This window comes from Frankia sp. AvcI1 (assembly GCF_001420875.1).
Taxonomy (GTDB): Bacteria; Actinomycetota; Actinomycetes; order Frankiales; family Frankiaceae; genus Frankia; species Frankia alni.
In genome coordinates this window covers 148,652-167,373 of record NZ_LJFZ01000001.1, presented here as the reverse complement: position 1 = coordinate 167,373, position 18,722 = coordinate 148,652, and the positions used below count along the sequence as shown (strand labels likewise).

7 protein-coding genes, 9 pseudogenes and 1 riboswitch are annotated in these 18,722 nt (G+C 70.6%); of the genes and pseudogenes, 5 read left to right on the top strand and 11 right to left on the bottom strand.

The window, feature by feature from the left end:
- Positions 1–51 precede the first annotated feature (51 nt).
- The 3 genes and pseudogenes from UK94_RS00730 to UK94_RS00725 all read right to left on the bottom strand — a co-directional run.
- A pseudogene (locus UK94_RS00730) lies at positions 52–831 on the bottom strand (CbtA family protein); the annotation flags it as partial.
- Position 832: 1 nt separating this feature from the next.
- Positions 833–957, bottom strand: a 125-nt coding sequence (locus tag UK94_RS35655) for a CbtA family protein (RefSeq protein WP_235486154.1), incomplete at its 3' end; no start/stop codon positions are given.
- A 14-nt stretch (positions 958–971) separates the two neighbouring features.
- Entirely contained in the window at positions 972–1,202 is a 231-nt protein-coding gene (locus tag UK94_RS00725; RefSeq protein WP_041939614.1) for a CbtB-domain containing protein, read from the bottom strand.
- A gap of 53 nt (positions 1,203–1,255) precedes the next feature.
- Positions 1,256–1,337: riboswitch (cobalamin riboswitch) on the bottom strand.
- A 1,654-nt stretch (positions 1,338–2,991) separates the two neighbouring features.
- Here UK94_RS00725 and UK94_RS00715 point away from each other — a divergent pair.
- The 3 genes from UK94_RS00715 to UK94_RS00705 all read left to right on the top strand — a co-directional run bounded on the left by UK94_RS00715 (position 2,992) and on the right by UK94_RS00705 (position 5,944).
- Positions 2,992–3,537 (top strand): peptidase inhibitor family I36 protein, encoded by a 546-nt coding sequence (locus UK94_RS00715; protein WP_041939616.1) that lies wholly within the window; start codon positions 2,992–2,994, stop codon positions 3,535–3,537.
- A gap of 164 nt (positions 3,538–3,701) precedes the next feature.
- On the top strand, positions 3,702–4,703 hold the full coding sequence (locus UK94_RS00710; RefSeq protein ID WP_050997430.1) for a hypothetical protein: 1,002 nt from the start codon (positions 3,702–3,704) through the stop codon (positions 4,701–4,703).
- A gap of 68 nt (positions 4,704–4,771) precedes the next feature.
- Positions 4,772–5,944 (top strand): S8 family peptidase, encoded by a 1,173-nt coding sequence (locus UK94_RS00705; protein WP_041939617.1) that lies wholly within the window; start codon positions 4,772–4,774, stop codon positions 5,942–5,944.
- A 2,494-nt stretch (positions 5,945–8,438) separates the two neighbouring features.
- On the opposite strand, the gene UK94_RS35650 is transcribed toward UK94_RS00705, so the two are convergent.
- The 8 genes and pseudogenes from UK94_RS35650 to UK94_RS00670 form a co-directional block, all read right to left on the bottom strand.
- The coding region (locus UK94_RS35650) for a branched-chain amino acid ABC transporter permease (protein ID WP_235486006.1) at positions 8,439–9,335 on the bottom strand (897 nt) is incomplete at its 3' end.
- A 74-nt stretch (positions 9,336–9,409) separates the two neighbouring features.
- Positions 9,410–10,230 (bottom strand): annotated as a pseudogene (locus tag UK94_RS00690) (ATP-binding cassette domain-containing protein); the annotation flags it as partial.
- Between the two features lies 1 nt (position 10,231).
- Positions 10,232–10,754, bottom strand: a pseudogene (locus UK94_RS00685) (ATP-binding cassette domain-containing protein); the annotation flags it as partial.
- Position 10,755: 1 nt separating this feature from the next.
- Positions 10,756–10,807 (bottom strand): annotated as a pseudogene (locus UK94_RS35640) (hypothetical protein); the annotation flags it as partial.
- 1 nt (position 10,808) lies between these two features.
- A pseudogene (locus UK94_RS72495) lies at positions 10,809–10,906 on the bottom strand (ABC transporter ATP-binding protein); the annotation flags it as partial.
- A gap of 230 nt (positions 10,907–11,136) precedes the next feature.
- A pseudogene (locus UK94_RS35635) lies at positions 11,137–11,523 on the bottom strand (CocE/NonD family hydrolase C-terminal non-catalytic domain-containing protein); the annotation flags it as partial.
- A 2,060-nt stretch (positions 11,524–13,583) separates the two neighbouring features.
- A pseudogene (locus UK94_RS35630) lies at positions 13,584–14,488 on the bottom strand (lamin tail domain-containing protein); the annotation flags it as partial.
- Between the two features lie 203 nt (positions 14,489–14,691).
- Positions 14,692–15,258, bottom strand: coding sequence for a GNAT family N-acetyltransferase (locus UK94_RS00670; RefSeq protein ID WP_011606151.1), 567 nt, complete (start codon positions 15,256–15,258; stop codon positions 14,692–14,694).
- 1,828 nt (positions 15,259–17,086) lie between these two features.
- On the opposite strand from UK94_RS00670, the pseudogene UK94_RS75660 reads away from it, so the two are divergent.
- Positions 17,087–17,638 (top strand): annotated as a pseudogene (locus UK94_RS75660) (class I SAM-dependent methyltransferase); the annotation flags it as partial.
- A gap of 1 nt (position 17,639) precedes the next feature.
- Positions 17,640–18,025, top strand: a pseudogene (locus UK94_RS72485) (SAM-dependent methyltransferase); the annotation flags it as partial.
- Positions 18,026–18,722 lie beyond the last annotated feature (697 nt).

The following is an 18,722-nucleotide window of genomic DNA, read 5'->3' as shown; positions in this document are numbered from 1 at the left end:
CCCGCTCCCGGCCGCCGGGGAAACAGCCGGCGTCCGGGAACGGGCCAGGGCTCAGCCGGCGGTGGTCGGTGCGGCGGCGGTGCTCGGTGCGGCCGCCGGTCGGTCGACCACGGACGCGGCGGTCCGCGGCTGGCGGCGGGCCGGCGCGACGGCGAGGCGTTCGGCGAGCTGACCGAACGCGAGTGCGATCGTCGCCCAGAGCACGAGCTGGCTGACCACCGAGTAGAACCGGAACCGGAACAGCACATCGGCCGGGAAGCCCGGGTAGACGATCGTGCCGTTCGGGGCCGTGAGTGGCTGCGGGGTCTCGGTGGCGAAATCACCGAACTCCGCCCGGTTGGCACCGAGATGGCCGTAGGCGGGCAGCAGGGCCATCGCGACGCCGACGAGCACCAGGAACACGACCCCCGCGAGCAGGCTCGCGTTCCAGGTGCCGACCCGACCCGCCAGCCACCGGCCGACCACGACCGCGAGCCCCAGCGCGACCACCGAGACCGCGACCATCGTCACGTACAGGGCGCTGCGGGCACCGATCGTCTCCTCGTGCCCGATCGCCGGCGGATTCGCCGGGTACTTCGCGAACGGGATGAGGTAGAGACCGACGAAGCCGGCGCCGGCGAGCAGCGCGGCCAGCACCCTCGGCCGGATGTTCGGGTAGCGGCGCGAGACGACCAGGTAGACGACGACGAACAGGCCGCCCACCGCCAGCCCGAACAGCGCCATCCCGACGCCGATGCCCAGGTTGCGCTGCACCGAGCGGCTGAAGACCTCGTGGTCGTGGGCGCCGGCGGCGAGGCCGGCCGCGGCGTCCAGCGCCTCCTGGGCCTCGTGNCGCCCGTCCTCGTAGTCGATCGCGTCCTGGATGAGGGGCTCGGCGAAGATGCGGGCGAAGACGAACGCCAGCAGCCCGCCGAGCAGGCCGACCCCCAGACCGCGGTAGATGTAGCGGAACTCCATCTCCCCGCCCCCGCTCAGTGGCAGGGGAACCCGAGGAAGTGGCGCGCGTCGTGGACGAACTCGTGAATGTGGGTATCCGAGCCGAACAACGACGTGGCGCCCTGGTCGACACCGATGAAGTACAGCAGCAGCAGCGACAGCAGCGCGGTGAGCCCGAGCGCCGCCCGGCGCGCGGACAACGGCAGGGAGATGGATCGCTGTCGTGGCTGGGCGACGGGTGTGGGTTGGGCAACGGGTGTGGTCATGGAAGCCCCCTCAGGGATCGTGCGTCCCGGTTGTTCGGACAACCTGTGCTCGGGTCTGACTCCCGGTACCGCCGCCCACACGGACAGGCAGACCGGTCACAGTGGCGCGACCGCGCCGGATTCCCACCGGCTTCCTCACACAAGCGATCGGAGTATGCGGTTCGCGCCCGGCCTCTGTCAACGCCAACGAATCACCCGAAGGACGCAACTACCCAGGTAACGGACCGATCGGGCGCGCCACACCGCCGGCGCCGTCGGAACCGGCGACCTCTCGGAGGCCGGCGGCCGCGCCCAGCGGTGGTTGCCGGCCGGACCCGGCGGATCGATCACGTGCCGGTTCCGGCCGGCCACTCGTCGAGGCGCCCGGTGACGCCGCTACCGGTCGACCTCGATGCTCCGTTCGGCGCCGGCCTCAACGCGCAGCGGCCCGCGACCGAGCAGTCCTTCGAGCTCCCGGATTCGCCGCTGAAGCCGCTCGACCTGCTGCTTTCCAATTTCCTGACCGTTTTCCCAGCCGCGGCGATGACCGTCGCCCATCCCCCGCTGGTACGCCTCGGCGACGTCGCGCTCGTGCTCGGTGAGGTGCGTACGACAGGCGATCTCGGGCCCATAGAGACGCATCCGGCACGGTTTTCCGGACCGGGTCGGNCGCCCGCACAACCGGATCTCGACCAACTGATCGCCAGCACGCTCGCCCATGTCGCCACCGCTCTCATCGTTGTCAGGGATGACCGCGGAAAATTATAAACCACGCAAAGAGTCAGACAAGATGTTCTCAACTATTCCGATAGCCAAAGAACGACGATCTTCGGTGGCGCGCGGGAGCCGCGCCGAATAGTCGTTCGAACGACGCCCGCATCCGTCCTGTTCGGACGACCCTCCTTCACCGACGCCGGTTTCACCCGCCACTTCCCAGGGCGCACCACACCGCGGAGCCCGCCTCTGCCCGGAGCCCGCCACACGGCAGACCCGCCACACGGCAGACCCGCCACACCGCGGCAGGGCCCATCACGCAGCGGCAGGGCCGGTGCGCGGGCGGAATGCCGCGGACGGGCGCCGTCGGTCCGAGTCACCCGGCCTTCGGTGCCCGATCCCCGACGGCCGTGGGCGCGCCGGATGTGCCCGCGTCGGCGGGTGTGCCGCGGCGGCGGTCCGTCTCACGAGAGCGCGCGGGACGGCGCGCCACACGTCGACGGCTTCACGGATCGTCTGGTCAGGGCTTTGGGGCAGCGGAAGGCCGGCCCCGAGACGGTGCAGGACGCCCGCCGGCCGCCGATCGGTGAAACGAGGCGCTCCGGCGCGCCGGAAAGGCGGACGGCCGGAGTCCGTTTGATGGCACTCCCCACGGCCGGCGGTGTCGGGTATCCGTCACCGCCACCGTCCCCGCCCCGGCCGCCACCCGGATACGCCCGATGCCACGGGAAAAGGGGCCGGAATTTCCCGGATTAGACCGGACATGCGCCACCCGACAACCCGCGGCTGCGGCTCGACACGCGTACGGCGGCATCCTGGACACCGTCGACCCGGCGCCATACTTTCAATCCGCACCCAGAATTGTTCCTAACCAGGCGGTCGCTTTCTCGCCGAAAACAGGTCCAGCGATGCGGCCTCATTGTTGAGGCAACTTTCATCCGGTCTCGACCAGACCCGACGGGACACCAGGAGACCACGATGAACGTGCCGCGCGGGCGATTCGGCTGGCGTGCCCGGAAGGACGGTCGGGGCAAACCGTGACGTCGTTGCGGGAGCGACGCCCAAGCATTTTCTCATCAACGCAAGGAGCATGGACATGAACAGGACCTCCCTTCGCCGGAGCCTCGCCGTCGCCGTTGGCGGAGTGGCCGTCGCCGGCATCGTCTCCGTCGGACAGCCCGCCCTCGCCGCCGCCGGCGGCGGTGGATCGGCCACCACGTCGGGGACCAGCGCCCCGGCGCCCACGAGCAGCTCGGGTTTCGCCGCCGCCGCCGCGACGACCAAGGCCGGCCGCAACAGCCACGGCATCAGCGCGCAGCACCTCGACGGCGCCTGCAACCTGTACAGCAACGGCGACGGCGATCTGTGCCTGTGGTACCTCCAGAGCTACGGGGGCAGCCACGCGGACTTCTTCTACTCGGACAACGACCTCAACAACAACACCTTCAGCTCGCCCGGTGCCGGACAGGGTGCCCGGGTCGGAAACAACTCGGAATCCGCCTGGAACTACGACCAGCACCTCACCGCCCGCGTCTACACCGGTGTGAACAGCACGGGCACCGCGGGCACCATCGCCCCCAGCAGCGGCGGCAACTTCACCCCCACGTTCATCAACAACGTCGAGTCCTTCATCTGGGTCTGATCCCGCTCGAAAACCGATCCAACCGCTGACCGCTTAACCGCTCCCACCGACGACGCGCCGTTTTCAGGGCCGGTCCCGTCCCCACCCGGACGATCAGGATCGGCCCTGATCGGCCGTGATCGGCCGTGTCGGTCGTTGCGGCCGCGGTGACCGACAGGAGACCGATGCCCCACCAGGCGGGCCGTTTCGGCCGGCTCCACGCCCCCCGCCGGCGGTCCGCCCCCGGACGGGGCGATCCTGCCTCCCGGCGCGCGTCGGCGACGACCCCGGCCCTCGCCGCGCCTCTCGCCCCGGCCCTCGCCGCGGCCCTCCTCGCGGCCCTCGTCGCCGGCTGCGGGAGCACCGCCTCCACCGCCCCGGCCGCCGTCGCGGCGGCCCGGCCGCCGTCGCTTCTCGACGGCGCATCGCTGCGCCTTCCCCTCGACCCCTACCTGCTCAGCCCGCGCGAGTCGGTGTCGGTCGCCCAGGCGTACCGGGTGCTGCTCGCCCAGTGCACCCGCCGCTTCGGGGTGCCCGATCCGCGACCGCGGGCCGCCACTGCGGACGTGCCGGCCACCCTGAACGAACGGCGCTACGGCATCACCGACGCCGCACTGGCCGCGACGGCCGGATATCGCGTGTCGAAGCCTCGACCGGGCGACGCAACCCCGGCGTCCGCGGGAGCGGCGACGGCACCGGATCCCAGGACGCTCGACATCCTCACCGGCCGGCATCCAGGCGCCGTCGACGGGCGACCCGTCCCGGCCGGCGGCTGTGTCGGTGAGGCGAAGCGCCGGTTGCACGCCACCGCACCCGCCGGGACGGACCCGGACCTGGCGCAGCGGCTCTCCCAGAGCAGCTATTTCGCCTCCGGCCGCGACGAGCGCGTGCGGGCGGTCCTGCGCGCCTGGTCCGCCTGCATGCGGACGCACGCCCTGTACTACTCGTCGCCCCTGGACGCCGCCGCCGATCCACGGTTCCGCACGGGCCCGGTGTCGGCGACGGAAACCGCCGTGGCGGCGACCGACATCGCCTGCAAGAAACAGACCAATCTGGTCGGCGTCTGGTTCAGCGTCGAGTCGGAGCTTCAACGCCCCGATCTCGCCACCCATCGCAGGGCGCTGGAGCGGATCCGGCAGACCAACCAGATCCAGTTGACGGTCGCGCGCGGCCTCGGGCTCGGCTGACCCGCCTCCCGACACGCCCGCCCCGCGACCGGCGCGCCGATCCGGCGCGGCCCGGAGGAGTGAAAGCAATGAGAAACAGCCTTTTTCGATTCGCGGCGATCGGCGGGCTCATCACCGCTGTCGTCGGAGCGCAGACGGCCGCGATGAACGCCGCCTTCGCGGCCCCACCCGACCCCGCCGGCCAGTACATCGTCGTACTGAAACCCACCGCGCAGCCCAACGCCCCGGCGCCCGCCGTGGGCCGAGCCCGGGGTATCGGCGTGCGGGTCGACCGGGAATTCCGGCAGAGTGTGAACGGCTACGTCGCACGCCTCAACACTCAGCAGCTCAACACCGTGCGCGCCGACCCCGACGTCGACTACGTCGAGGCCGACAAGGTGGTCCATGCCGACATCACGCAGCGGCGGCCCGACTGGGGGCTGGACCGGGTCGACCAGCGTGAACGCCCGCTGGATCACAAGTACGTCTACGACTCGACCGGCGCCCGCGTCACCGCGTACATCGTCGACACCGGCATCCGGACCAGCCACAAGGACTTCGGCGGCCGCGCCTCAAGCGGCTTCTCGTCCATCGACGACGGACACGGCACCGACGACTGCAACGGCCACGGCACCCACGTCGCCGGGACCGTCGGCGGATCGACCTACGGCATCGCCAAGTCGGTCCGCCTGGTCGCGGTCCGGGTGCTGGACTGCGACGGCTTCGGCACGGTGAGCGGCGTCATCGCCGGCATCGACTGGATCACCGCGCACCACGCCAGCCCCGCCGTGGTGAACGTGAGCCTGGAGGGCGACGCGTCCCGGGCGCTGGACTCGGCGGTCCGCCAGTCCATCAACGCGGGCCTGACCTACTCCGTCTCGGCCGGCAACGGCGGCAGCGACGCCTGCGACTTCTCCCCCGCCCGGCTCCCCCGCGCCATCACCGTCGGCGCGACGACCACCGAGGACAGCCGCGACACCTCGTACTCCAACTTCGGCACGTGCGTGGACCTGTTCGCCCCCGGCACCGACGTCACGTCCGACTGGAGCGCCTCCGACACCGCCACCAACACCATCAGTGGCACGTCCATGGCGGCCCCGCACGTCACCGGAGCCGCCGCCCTGTACCTGGAGACGCACCCCGACGCCGGCCCCGACCGGGTCCGCACCGCCCTCGTGACCGCCGCCGTCCCCGGCGTCCTGACCAACGTCGGCAACGGTTCTCCGAACGCCCTGCTCTACTCTCGGGGAACGGCCCGCTGACCAGCCGGCGCACTCATCGCCCGCCCGAGGTCAGCCCGTCGTGATCGACGGGTCGAAGNCAGCGGCCGCGCCGGTGACGCCGTTGACCCAGCCGCCGGGCTGGTTGACCACCTTGCCGCCCTGGTAGCGCACGAACACCACGTACGGGTTGCCCACGGCCGGTGNGCCCTTCGGCGCGGCCGCTCGGTTGTACTGGTACGACATGAACACCGGGACGGTCTCGGTGTTCAGCGCCTTGATGAGCGACGCGCCGGAGAAGGTGGCGAATCCCTGCTTCTTCCCGATGGCGTAGTTCGTCATGATCGTGGAGAACGACCACTGGCCGAGCACGGTGCGACCATCGTCCTTTTCGTACGTCTTCATCGCCGTGCGGTAGGTGGNGACGTCCGGCTGCGNGGTGTCGTCGAAGCTGACGAAGATGTCGCCGTACAGCGAGCCCTCGACCNCGGTCTTCGGCGAGACCTTGGCGAAGAAGTTGGGAACGTCCACGGCCGAGGCCTGGGCGATGATGTTACGCGGACTGAACCCCTGCTTCTGGAGCTGTTCGTAGAGCGTCGCGTCCTGCACCCCNCTGAGCGCGGTGAAGATGGCGTCGGGCTTGGCCTTGATCGCCTCGGCCACCTGCGGCGAGAGGTCGGCGGTGGTGGCGGGGACGGTGATCGCGGTCACGCTGCCCCCGGCCCGGCGGAAGAACACGTTCATCGAGGTCACCACCGCGCTGNTGTCGCCGAGGTCCGACACGACGAGCACGCCCTTCTTCGCGCCCAGCTTCGCGGTCGCGTACGCCGCGTTGGCCGGGTACTCGGTGAACGAGCCGCCGCCGTAGGGGAAACTGTCCGGGCTGGAGTACTCCTGCGGGGAGATCGGCACGCTGTGCACGGGGATACCCGCCTTCGCGAAGATCGGCAGCGCGTTCGCGCCGATCCCGAGGGCGAAGCCGGAGACGAAGTCGACCTTGTCCGCGGCCAGCTTGTTCGCGCAGGTCAGGNCACCGGCCGAGGTCGACTTCGAGTCACATAAATCGATCTTCAACGGCCGTCCACCAAAACCGCCGAGCTTATTGTTGATATAGGCCGCGGCCGCTCTGGTACCCACCACCCACTGGTTCTCCTGCGCGGACGCCGCCACGCCCGACTGCATGACGATCAGACCGACGGTAACCGGTTTGCCCTTCAGGGTGTCCGCGTGGTCGGCGGNAGTCGAACCGGTACCGCCGCCCCCGCTGGATCCACAGCTGGTCATCGCCGCGGCCACGCACACGGCGGAGAATCCCGCCGCGATCGCTCGTCTGATGGGAGTCCNGATCGGCTGCACGAGGTTTCCCTTCGCCGGAGGAGCGCATGGTGATGAAAGAACGCATGGTGGTGAAAGAACGCGTGAGGATCAAAGAACGCGTGAGGATGAACGATCGCGTGGTGAGGAGCTAGAGCGGTGTGGAACTGGGCGCCGTCGTCTCCTCGGGCCGGCGGACGGGCTGCGTTTCGGCCGGCCGGTGGGCGGGGGTGGGGACGGAGGCGGGGACGGCGTGCGGCCGGGAACCGCGGGCACTCCACCACGCCCACTGCCGGCGCGCCGCGATCACGGCGCCGTCCGGATTGGCCACGATGGTCAGCAGCAGAAGCAGGCCGGAGGCCAGGCCGTAGTAGCGGGCGACCGAGCCGATCGCGTCCTGCACGAGCAGGTAGAACACTCCGCCCTCGGCGGCGAGGCCCGCGAAGATGGCACCGCTGACGACCGACACGCCGCCGATGTAGACGAGCACGATCAGCCCGATCGACCCGAAGACGTCGAAGCGGTCGAAGGAGACGGCGCCGATCTGGTAGGACAGCAGCGAACCCGACACGCCGGCCACTGCGGCCGACACCGCGAAGGCCTGGAGTTTCGCGCTCGACACGCTGATACCCGACGCGGTGGCCGCTCGCTCATTGCTGCGCACGGCCAGCATCCGCAGCCCGGACGGGCCGCGCCGAAGGTTCCCCGTACCCCAGACGAGCAGGGCGGTGAGCAGGACGCAGAACAGGCCGAACCGAAAGCGGTGCAGGGAGGGATCGAGCGAGAATCCGAAGATCGACGGGGAGGGTGCGAGGCTGCCGGTCTGCCCGCCGGTCCAGCTCCGGTTGAGGAAGAGCACCGCGTTCACCGCGACTGCGGCACCGATGGTGACGACCGCCAGGTTGAGTCCCCGCACGCGCAGCGCCGGCAGCCCGAGAACCATCCCGATCGGCACCATGCAGNCGGCCGCGAGGACCAGCGGAAAGGNGAACGGCACGTTCAGGTCCTCGGCGAACTTCGACGTCAGCAGGCCGCCGATGCCGGCGAACGTCATGGGCATCAGCGAGGTCTGACCGACGAATCCCGTGACGATCACGACGGACAGCGCGGCACTGATCGTGACGAGGGAGGTGGTGAGCCCCGACTGGTAGGTGCCGTTCAGCAGGGCCAGGCCCGCGACCGCTACGACGACGAGGGCCACCGCGGAGCGTGGGCGGATTCNGTNCCGGGGCGCGAGCGGCAGCCGGACCGTGGAAATCGTGCCGCGCTCGGGGATCAGCCGTCCGGTCAGCACGACCGCGGCGATGACGACCGCGAACGGCAGCGCGTCGGTGACCCCGGTCTGCTTCCAGTAGCGGCCGATCTCGGACTGCGCGGACCCGATCAGAATCCCGGCGAGCGCGGTGAGCCCGAAGGAGCGGAATCCACCCAGAAGAGCCGCGGCCAGAGCCGGAAGAATGAGCAGGGTGAGGCCGCCGATGCTCAGGCCGACGATGGGCGCGATGAGTATTCCGGCCAGGCCGGCCAGGGCACATCCGATGGCCCAGTTCGTGGCGGCGATGAGATCGGGCGAGAAGCCCAGCAGGGCGGCGCCGCGCGGATTCTCGGCGGCGGCCCGGGTCGAGACACCGATCAGGGTGGCGCTGTACCAGGCGGCGAGGGCGATCGCGATCACGATGGTGATCCCGAGCAGCCATAATCGGTCCTGGCCGAACTGGATGCCGAAGACCCCCACGTCCCCGGTGGGCAGGACCTTCGGGGCGTTGCGGATCTGGTCACCGAACCAGAGGCTGGCCGCTCCCTCCAGCGCGGTGAGCAGGCCCAGCGTGACGATCACCTTGGCCAGGATCGGGGCGGAGCGAAGGGGCCGCATAACCGCCGCGTGCCAGACCGCGCCGAAGGCTCCCGCGGCGAGGAGGGTCACGACGAGCGCCACCGGCTTGGGCACTCCCTGCTCGACGAGGCGGGCGAAGAAGAAGGCGGCGAACATGCAGACGGCGCCCTGGGCGAAGCTCAGGGTCCCCGAGCCGCGGTGCACCAGGACGACGCCGCAGGCGAGGATCGCATACGCCGCGCCGGAGCCCAGCCCGAGAATGGCGAAGAGAACGACGGTGCTCACCGGACCGCCCCGCCCTGGTCGGCCTGGTCGGCCTGGTCGGTCTGGGCATCAGGGGCATCCTGGGCGCCGAGGTNGCTCGCCTCGATGAGGTCGCGCTGCCCTCTCAGCTCCACGGCGGGCCCCTCCTGGACCATGGCCCCGTGGTTGAACACGTAGGCCCGGTCGACCACCTGGAGCGCGAGGTCGACGTGCTGTTCGACGATGAGGATGGCGCAGCCGAGGTCGTCGGCGATCCGCCGCATGACCGGCAGCAGCTTCTTCACGATGACGGGAGCGAGGCCCAGGCTCATCTCGTCGACCATGAGCGCCCTGGGACGCATCGTGATGGCCCGGCCGATCGCCAGCATCTGCTGCTCACCGCCGGACAGCAGGCCGGCGCGCATCCGCAGCCGGCTCTCCAGGGCGGGAAAGTAGTCGAGGACCACCCTGACGGGATCGCCGTGGCGCCGGCCCCGGCCCATCCGGATGTTCTCGCGCACGGTGAGGTCGAAGAACACCGAACGGTCGTCGGGGACGAGGCACAGGCCGCGGCGCGCCACCCGGTCCGGCCGGCCGCCGTCGACGGGGGCGCCGAGGAAGCGAACCGCCCCGCCGATCGGCCTGAGCACGCCGGCGATGGTCAGCAGGGTGGTGGTCTTGCCGGCGCCGTTGGGACCGAGGACGGCGACCAGTTCGCCCTCGCCGACGGTGAGGTCCAGGTCGCGGATGACCGGGACGCCGGCGTAGCCCGAGGTCAGGCCCGCGCAGTCGATGATCGCCGCCGTCATCGCACCGGCCCGGTTCTCGGGACCGACGGCCGCCTCGGCCGCCTCGGCCGCCGCCGGATCGTCGTCGACGCCGAGATACGCCTGGATCACCCGTGGGTCCTGCCGAATCGCCTCCGGGTCGCCGCTGGNGATGAGCCGGCCGAAGTCCAGGACATGGATCTCGTCGCAGACCTTGAGGACCATCCCCATGTCATGGTCGATCATGATGATGGTCAGGCCCTCCTCGACGAGTTCCCGCAGCCGTGCGGCGAAGGCCAGCGCCTCGCTCGTCCCGAGTCCCGCGGCCGGCTCGTCCAGCAGCAGCAGTCGGGGGCGCAGCGCCAGCGCTCGGGCGACGGTGACGAACTTGCGCTGCCCGAGGGACAGGTCGGGCGGCAGCACGTCGGCCAGGTCCTCGATCCGCAGCCGCGACAGCGCGTCCTCGACCGCCTCGGCGGCCGCCCTCGACGGGCGGGGCCGGACGAGATCCACCAACGGCGACCACCAGGTGGATTTCTCCGCCGCCGCGGTCAGGTTCTCGCGGACGGTGAGGTCCTCGAACAGTTCAAGCGTCTGGAACGTGCGTCCGATGCCGGTCCGGATCCGCCGGTGGGCGGGCACCCTGCTGAGGTCGTGGCCCTCGAACGTCACGGTTCCGGTGGCGGGGGTGAAGNCGGTGACGGCATCCATGAAGGTCGTCTTGCCCGCACCGTTGGGGCCGATGAGNCCGACGAACGTGGCCGGTTCGACCGCGAAGGAGACCTGGTCGAGCGCCCGCAGTCCGCCGAACTGGACGGTGAGGTCGTGGACACCGAAACGGGTCATCACGCACCGGCCGCGGGTAACGGGGACTCGACGACGGGCAGCAGGAGATGGGACGGTCGACCGCTGTCGTGGAAGACCTCCGTGTTCGACGGGTGTTGGTTGACCTCGAAGAACGGGAAATCGGAGGTCGAGACGTCGACGCGGATCCGATGGCCGGCCCGGAACACGTTCGCGGTGGGNCAGATCTCGATGTCGAACTCGTAGACCTGGCCGGCCACCAGGGCGGTCGNATGCTCGTCACCGTCGACGTGCGATCCCTTCAGGGCGCCGGTGTTGAGCAGCCGCGACCGGCCGTCGGGAAACACGTCGCAGAGCCGGACGCAGAAGTCGACGTCGGGCGCGTCCGTCGTGGCGTGCAGGACGAGGCGCGGGGTGCCGACGACCGTCAGGTCGGCCTCGAGGACCGCCGAGGAAAACGTCAGGCAGCCTTCCTCGAAGGACCTCTGGTCGGCGGGGTCCGGTGGCGTTCGGTTCGGATTGGCCGGGTCGTGCTTCAGGAGACTGGAGGTGTCGCTCGCCCGTGGGACGGCCAGCAGCACGCCGTCGATCCCCGACCCGACCGGGCCGTCGGCCGAGGAGGCGAGGTGGAACCTGGTTGCAACGGCCGGCACCGGCCANCTCGGCACGTCGACGTAGCGCTCGTCGCCCAGCAGGTACAGCCGGGCCTGGGGGCCGGCCAGGACGTCGTTCTTCGCGCCGCGCAGAAAGTGGTCGAACCACGCGATCTGCAGTGCGGTCAGGCCGCCGTCGCCGAGCTCGGGCCGGATCGCCAGGCTTCCGGGGCCGACGAACAGCCGCTTCGGGCCCTCCGATGCCTCATGGCTCGACAGGGTGCCGCGGACGAAATGGTCGTACCACACGCCGCTGTGCAGCGTGGGAAGTGCCGTCTCCTGCGCCCGGCGCAGGAAACTACGGGACCGCCAGAAGTCGTCATAGGCGTCGTGCTGGTACATCTCCGTCAGCCAGTCGAGGTTGGCGGGATTCTGGCCGGCCGCGATGCGCTGGTACCACTGGTCGAAGCGTGCTTCGTACACGGCCCGCCTGCGTTCGTAGCCCGGACTCTCCGGGTCCCCCGGGTCGATCGGGGAGATGTTCCCGTACTGGCTCGTCGCCCAGCCGATGCGGTTCTCGTAGCGGAAGACGCCGCCGATCCGCCACTGGTCGGTGTAGAAGTCGGCCGGGTGCATGTTCGGGGCCATGGCGCGCAGGTGCGGGGGGTGGGTCAGCGCCGTGGTGTAACAGGAGATGGCGGCGGCCGATCCCCCGGTGATGCCGACGTTTCCGTCGCACCAGGGCTGCTCGGCGAGCCACTCGACGAGGTCATATCCGTCGAACGGCCCTTCCACCAGATTGTAGTAGTCGTAGTTGCCTTCCGAGAAACCAGTTCCACGGGCGTCGGCCACCGCCACCACGAACCCCGCGTCGACCATTGGNCTGACGCTNAGGAGCATCGGGTTGACCCCTGGCGGAATCACGATGGGCAGTGCCGTCATTCGGCGTCCGTCGGAGCCGATCGGCATGTCGAACTGGGCATCCTTCTTGTACGGCGTGATGATCAGTACGGCCGCGTGCCGGGAAAGCTGGTCGGGCCGGTAGATGTCGACGGCCAGGTGAACGCCGTCTCGCATCGGGACGAACTGATCCTTGTCGACTTCCATGGCGACCCCATATGTCGTGGTCCACGGACCGGCGGACTCGGCCGGGCGGCTGGACTACGAGTTCCGGGTCGACGGNGTGCGGCACCGGAGATCCTCTCGCTGATGAGCCGTCGCCCGGGTCTCATTGCGGTCGGGTCATCGTCGATTACCGCACGGTTTCATGTCCACCGCGACCTGGCGGCAAATCGGGGCGTTTTTCCCGCCAGGTGGCGTCCGCCGTCCCGCCGCAGGTCAGCCGCGGCTCAGGACGCGGCCCCGGCCGAGCGTCAGAGAGCACCATCGACAGGACTGGGCAGAAAGCCCGGACTTACGGATGTCCGCAGCCCGAAAAAGGAGACTGACGCCGAATTCTTGCGGCGACGACCGCAGATCCCCTCGTGCCCGGGAGCCGGTTGCGGTGCGGTGTGAACGGTCCGCGGNATGGGACCGTACAAGACGCACCGCCCCACAACCGGCCCGCCCTGGTGTGGTGGGGTGGGCGGACCAGCGGTGCCGCCCACCCCGGGCGGGACGTCAGAGCATGCAGGTCAGGGGGTGCAGTTCAGGGTGCCGGTGCGCAGGGCGTGGCTGGAGTCGTTGTCGTCGTCGGACCAGACGACCGGCTTGTGCCCGGACGAGCAGCTGTCCTGCGGGGCGAGGGCGAATCCCTCGTTGTTGTAGTTGGACATCCCGGAGGGGCGGGCGTACACGGCGGTACCGGTGAGCCGGCCCTGGGCGTTGATGTCGAGCGTCGCGGTGCGGCCCTGGCAGGTGTCGTCNCACTCGGCCCACAGGTGGCCGGTCGCGGGCTCGTACTCGAGGTCCATGACTGCGGGGAAACCGCTCGCGACGGTGGCGATCCGGGTGTAGGCACCGCCGCCCTGGTTGAGCGCGTAGGCGTAGACGGAGCCGTTGGCCTCAAGACCGACGAAGTACNGGCCGCTGCCGTGACCGGGATAGGCGCCCGGGTCGTAGGCGGTGTTGGTGTGCTCGTCGTGGAACCCGTGCGCGGTGAGGTACGTGTCGGGAATCCACGAGANGGCCTCGAGCCCGCTGTTGGCCGCCACGGCAGGCAGGTCGGCGGTGAGGTTCCATTCCGCTGTCGCGTTCAGCGAGGGGGCCGTGGAGGAACCGTCGTACCGCAGGACCTTCAGCAGGCTGGTGCCGCTGTTGCTGTTGTCCCGTTCGGTGGAGACGACCACGCCGTCGGGAGTGGTGACCACGCCTTCCGCGTCGGGATCGCCGGTCCCGCCGGCGTAGTGCAGCGCCTTGCCCGAGGCCCAGCCGCCGGTCGTGTCGGGCTGCCACTTCGCGCCGTTCGGCACGAGCCGGTAGAGCGTGCCGGGACCGTTCTTCACCGCCCACAGAACGCTGGAGCTCTGGAACGACAGCCCGCTGAGGTTCGTGCCGAACACGTTCGCGTCGTCGGCGGTGGCGACGGCCGAGCCGCCGGGCCACGCGGTGGCGGGGCAGGCGTTTGCCGCGCCGCGCGTCGACGAGGTGGTCGTCGTGAACGCACCGGTGCCGTCGGGGCAGCGTCCGTAGGTCGTCGACGCGTGCGAGGTCCAGGTGTAGGAATCGACCAGCGTCGTGCCACCCGGCTGGTACAGCCGCACCGAATCGGCGCTACCGAGGCCGAACACCGGATCGACGTCGAGAACCAGATGCCCGCCGGGCGCCAGCGACGTTCCCGACGCCACGGTGAACACGTGCGAGTCGTCGTTGTCCTTGACGACCCAGCCGGAGACGTCCACCGCCGCCGAACCGATGTTCGTCAGCTCCACCCAGTCACCGGGCGACCCACCGCTCGACTCGACCTCGTTGATCCGCACGTCCGCCGGCCCCGCTGCCATTGCCGGCATGCCGAACAGGCCGACTGTGGCGACGGCGACGACGGCCAGAGCTGTGGCGACGGCGAGTCGCACCTTCCCACGCGAATGTCTACNCAATGCAGTTGCTCCTCGGGCGGGTCACGGGCAGGCGGAGACGATCTCACGCTCCTCGCGGAGCCTCCTNCACACCGACGACCAGAGGTTGAACACGCAACCAACAGCGCGGGCAGCACGGATGACCACATAGCGCAGACACGTACACACGGACAGCTCGGCCGAGTTCCCGCTCCCCGGGATCCCCTTCACCGAGATCCCTTCACCGAGATCCCGCGGTGGACGGCCTCCAGTCGGGACGGCTGATCGCGTAGATGTGCCGCGGCTGGCCGTTGCGCTCGGTGGCTTCCGCGAACGTCATGCCGAGCTTGACCGCGACCCGGATGGACGCCGCATTCTCCGGGTGAATGATCGAGATGACCCGGTCGGCGCGGAGACCGGTGAAGGCGTACTCGACCGCCGCGGCACCGCCCTCGGTCGCGAATCCCTCCCCCCACCGCTGCGGGCGGATGGTCCAGGCGGCTTCCAGGCCGGGCCAGCCGTACTCCCGGTAGAGGCCGGCGCGCCCGATGAACTCTCCGGTGGCCCGCTCGTGCGCGAGCCACATGCCGAAGCCGTTGAGGGCCCAGTGCCCGATCTGTAACGCGAACATGTTCCAGACCGCGCCTTCGCTCGACGGCGATCCGGTGTAGCGGCTCATCCGCGGGTCCAACGCCATCCGGGTGTAGGCGGGGATGTCGCCGGCGGTCCACCCGCGCAGGATGAGCCGCTCGGTACGCACGGTCGGCACCATGACCGCAGGGAGCGACTCGGCTATGTCAAGGGTCATTCCTCCATCAAAGCCGGCCGGGTAACGGCGATGAGCCGTTCACGGAAGTCCACGACCTCCGGGAGGGGAGCATGCCCGGCGAGATCGGCAGCGAGCCGTCCCGCGCGGCTGATGAGCGTCTGGGTCGGGCTCGCGGCCAGGATCGCCAGGGCCCGCAACCCGAGCCGGGCCGCCTCGGCGGCATCGGGACGCGGGCGGCGCACGAGGGCGGTCGCGAGGACCATGACGGCGTGGCCGTGGTCCTCGAAGCCGACGGCCCGGCCGCGTTCGAAGGCGTCGACGGCGGCGCGGGCGATCGGCTCCGCCTCGTCGCCCGCGCCGAGCCGGGCGAGGACGCCGGCGGTGAACGACTCGGCCGTCGCCGGCCCGAACGGCGAGCTTCCGGGCCGGGCCGGGACGTCGATCACGGCTCGGCGCATCCGGGCCAGCGCCTCCCGGGTGCCCCCCGGATCCCCGAGGGCGGCCAGCGCCCGCGCCTCGTAGGCGGCGAGCCTGGCCCGGGTGTAGGGATGGTCCGGCGCCCGGCGCGCGAACTCGACGGCCTCGGTGTACTGGTGGCCGTAGAACGCCAGGGTGGAGGACATCGCCGCCATGGCGGCGGCCAGCACCGGGTCGTCGATCTGGTCGGCATGATCGCCGGCCTGGGTGACGAAGCGCCGTGAGGCCGCCTGATCGCCGAGGTTGAACGCCAGCCGCGACAGCATGTACGCCGAGTAGCCGGCGATCTGGGTGAGCCTCGCCTGCGCCCTGGTCTTGGCGCCCGCGTCGAGGAGCCGCTCGGCGGACTGCCAGGTGCGATACACCCGCGGCGCGAGAATCGCGTGAGGCGTGGTGGTGAACACCGCCGCATGACCGTCGACCTCGTCGGCGAGTTCACTCAGGGTGAGCGCGTCCGGGTTGCGGCGCGCTCGCCGCCGATAGGTGTCCGCGGCGATCAGTCCGGCCGCCGAGAACTCGAAGACCTGCCTGCGGTCGGTCCCGGCCGCGCCGTCGCCGTCGCGGGCCGCCTCGAGTCGGGCCTGCCAGGCGGCGATCTCCCCCCCGGTCCGCCAGTAGTCGTCGAGCGCGGCGCACAGATCGGCGGAGGGCAGCTCCCCGTTCTNGGCCTTGGAGATCCGGGTCCGGTGGAACCCGATCCGCCGGCTCAACGTGTCCTGACTCATGCGGCCGCGCAGGATCCGAATCCGCCGCCCCAGCGCCACCGCGCCGGTCCTGTCCTCGTTCACCCGTTGCTGTTCCTCCCCGTTCGCCTGCCCCCGGGTCCACCTCCGCCCGCTGCCACAGCCGCAGTCGGCTGCCACTGCCACAGCACAGCCACAGCCACAGCCACAGCCGCGACGGCGCACAGCACGGCACGGCACGGCACGCGTCGTGCGCACATCTGGCGGTCACCCGGTCACGTGCACAGACTGCCTATGTCGGCGAGAAACCTGGAACCTCCCGCGCCGACGGGTCACCGAAGACCACTACGCAGGAGCGACCATGGCCAGCCCCCCGGACCAGCTCGCCTGGCGCCGGCCCGCGGTCAGTCCCGACGTCGCGTTCGCCCGCGACGGCGAGACCGTCGCCATCAGCTACACCACCGGCACCGAGCCGGATCTTCGGATGCCCAGGGCGATCTGGTTCGCCCTGCGGGCGGAGATCCGCGCCGGCGACCGGGGGGCGTTCCATCGGCTGAACGCCGCCTGGACTCCCTGGACGGCCGCCAGCGGCGGCCTCGCCGCCGAGCGGGACGGGCACGTCCACCTCCGCTACGGCTATCTCGGCAGCCATCGCCTCGAGATCCCCGCCGCCGTGTGGCNCCAGATCTGCACCGCCGTCCACAGCGGTGCGATCAACCACCTCACCGACTGAAGCGGTCCGACCCGGCCCGGGGCCTGGCCCGCCCAGCGCCGTCGGAGCCTGGACGCCGTATTCGTGCGAAGCGGGATCGCCCACGGCATCCTGCGCCAGGTGCCAGGACGGAAAAGGTGTCGACGGGGCCGATTTCTGTCCGTTAGCCTGCGACGCCGTGACGAGCAGCGCGGTGTGGGACGACGAGACGGCGGAGCGCTACGACAGCATCTCCGCCGAGAAGTTCGCGCCGAAGGTGCTCGGTCCGACCGTCGATCTGCTGGCCCGTCTGGCCGGTGCGGGTGCGGCGTTGGAGTTCGCGATCGGCACCGGTCGCGTCGGCCTCCCGCTCGTCGCCCGGGGCGTTCCCGTGACCGGCATCGAACTGTCGGCGTCGATGGTCGCCCGACTGCGCCGCAAGGCCGATGAGGCGACCCTGCCCGTGGTCGTCGGCGACATGGCCACCGCCACTGTGCCCGGCGAGTTCTCCCTCGTCTTCCTGGTGTGGAACAGCATCTCCAACCTGCGCACCCAGGCGGAGCAGGTCNCATGTTTCCGTAACGCCGCCCGGCATCTCGGTCCGGGTGGGCGCTTTGTCCTTGAGCTGTGGGTGCCGCCGATACGGCGCCTGCCTCCCGGCCAGTGCGCGGTCCCGATCAGCACCGGTGACCGACACCTCGTCTTCGACACCTACGACCCCGCCACGCAGCAGTGCACCTCCCATCACTACTGGCACGAGGCCGACGGGACGGTGCGCCACGGCTCCGGCGAGTTCCGGTACATCTGGCCGGCCGAATGCGACCTCATGGCGCAACTCGCCGGTCTGGACCTGGAGAACCGGTTCGCCGACTGGGACGGCAGCCCTTTCACGGCGGACAGCGAGAGTCACGTCTCCGTCTGGCGTAAGCCACCGGCCGGGCCCGGGCCGGCCTGACCGCCCCCAGGCCCGGCCGGCTCGGGCGACCGAGGGCGGCCGGCTAGGCGACCGCATGGGTGAGGGTCGCGCTGTAGGTTCCCGCGACGATCCCGCCGGCGGGGATGGTGACCGTGATCCTGGGGTTCCAGGCTGCGGAGTTGAGCCCGGTTCCGCCGGTCGCGCGCACGATCTCGCCAGGGGCGACCGACAGTGCCGGGTCGTTGGTCACCGTCGGGGCCACGTCGTCACCCNTTAACGTCACCTCGCCGGGGCTGTAGGAGGCGTTCGAGGGGCTGATGCTGCTNGGGCCGGACACGAAGGCGGTACTGCTGACGGTGGTGATCCACCCGGCGGGGTCGATGTCCCGGGTGTCGGTGACCGTGACGGTCCCGAGCAGACCCGAGACCTGGGCGCTGGTCAGGGGCACGGTACCCAGGCTGACCGCTCCGGGCGGGGCGGAGATCCCCAGCGTGCCCGGGGGGCCGCAGTCGGCCCTGGTGATCGCGTTGTCGTCGAGGGTCACCGCGGCGCCGCGGGCCAGCGCCCGGCCGTTGATGCTGGTGCCCGCCGCCACGGTGATCGACTGGTCGGCCGCGACATCGCCCGCGATCACCGAGTTGGCCGCCAGCGTGGCGGAGCTACCGACCTGCCAGAAGACGTTGCACGCCTGGGCTCCGCCGACGAGCTCCACGCGGGCGTCCGCGCTGGTGATGAG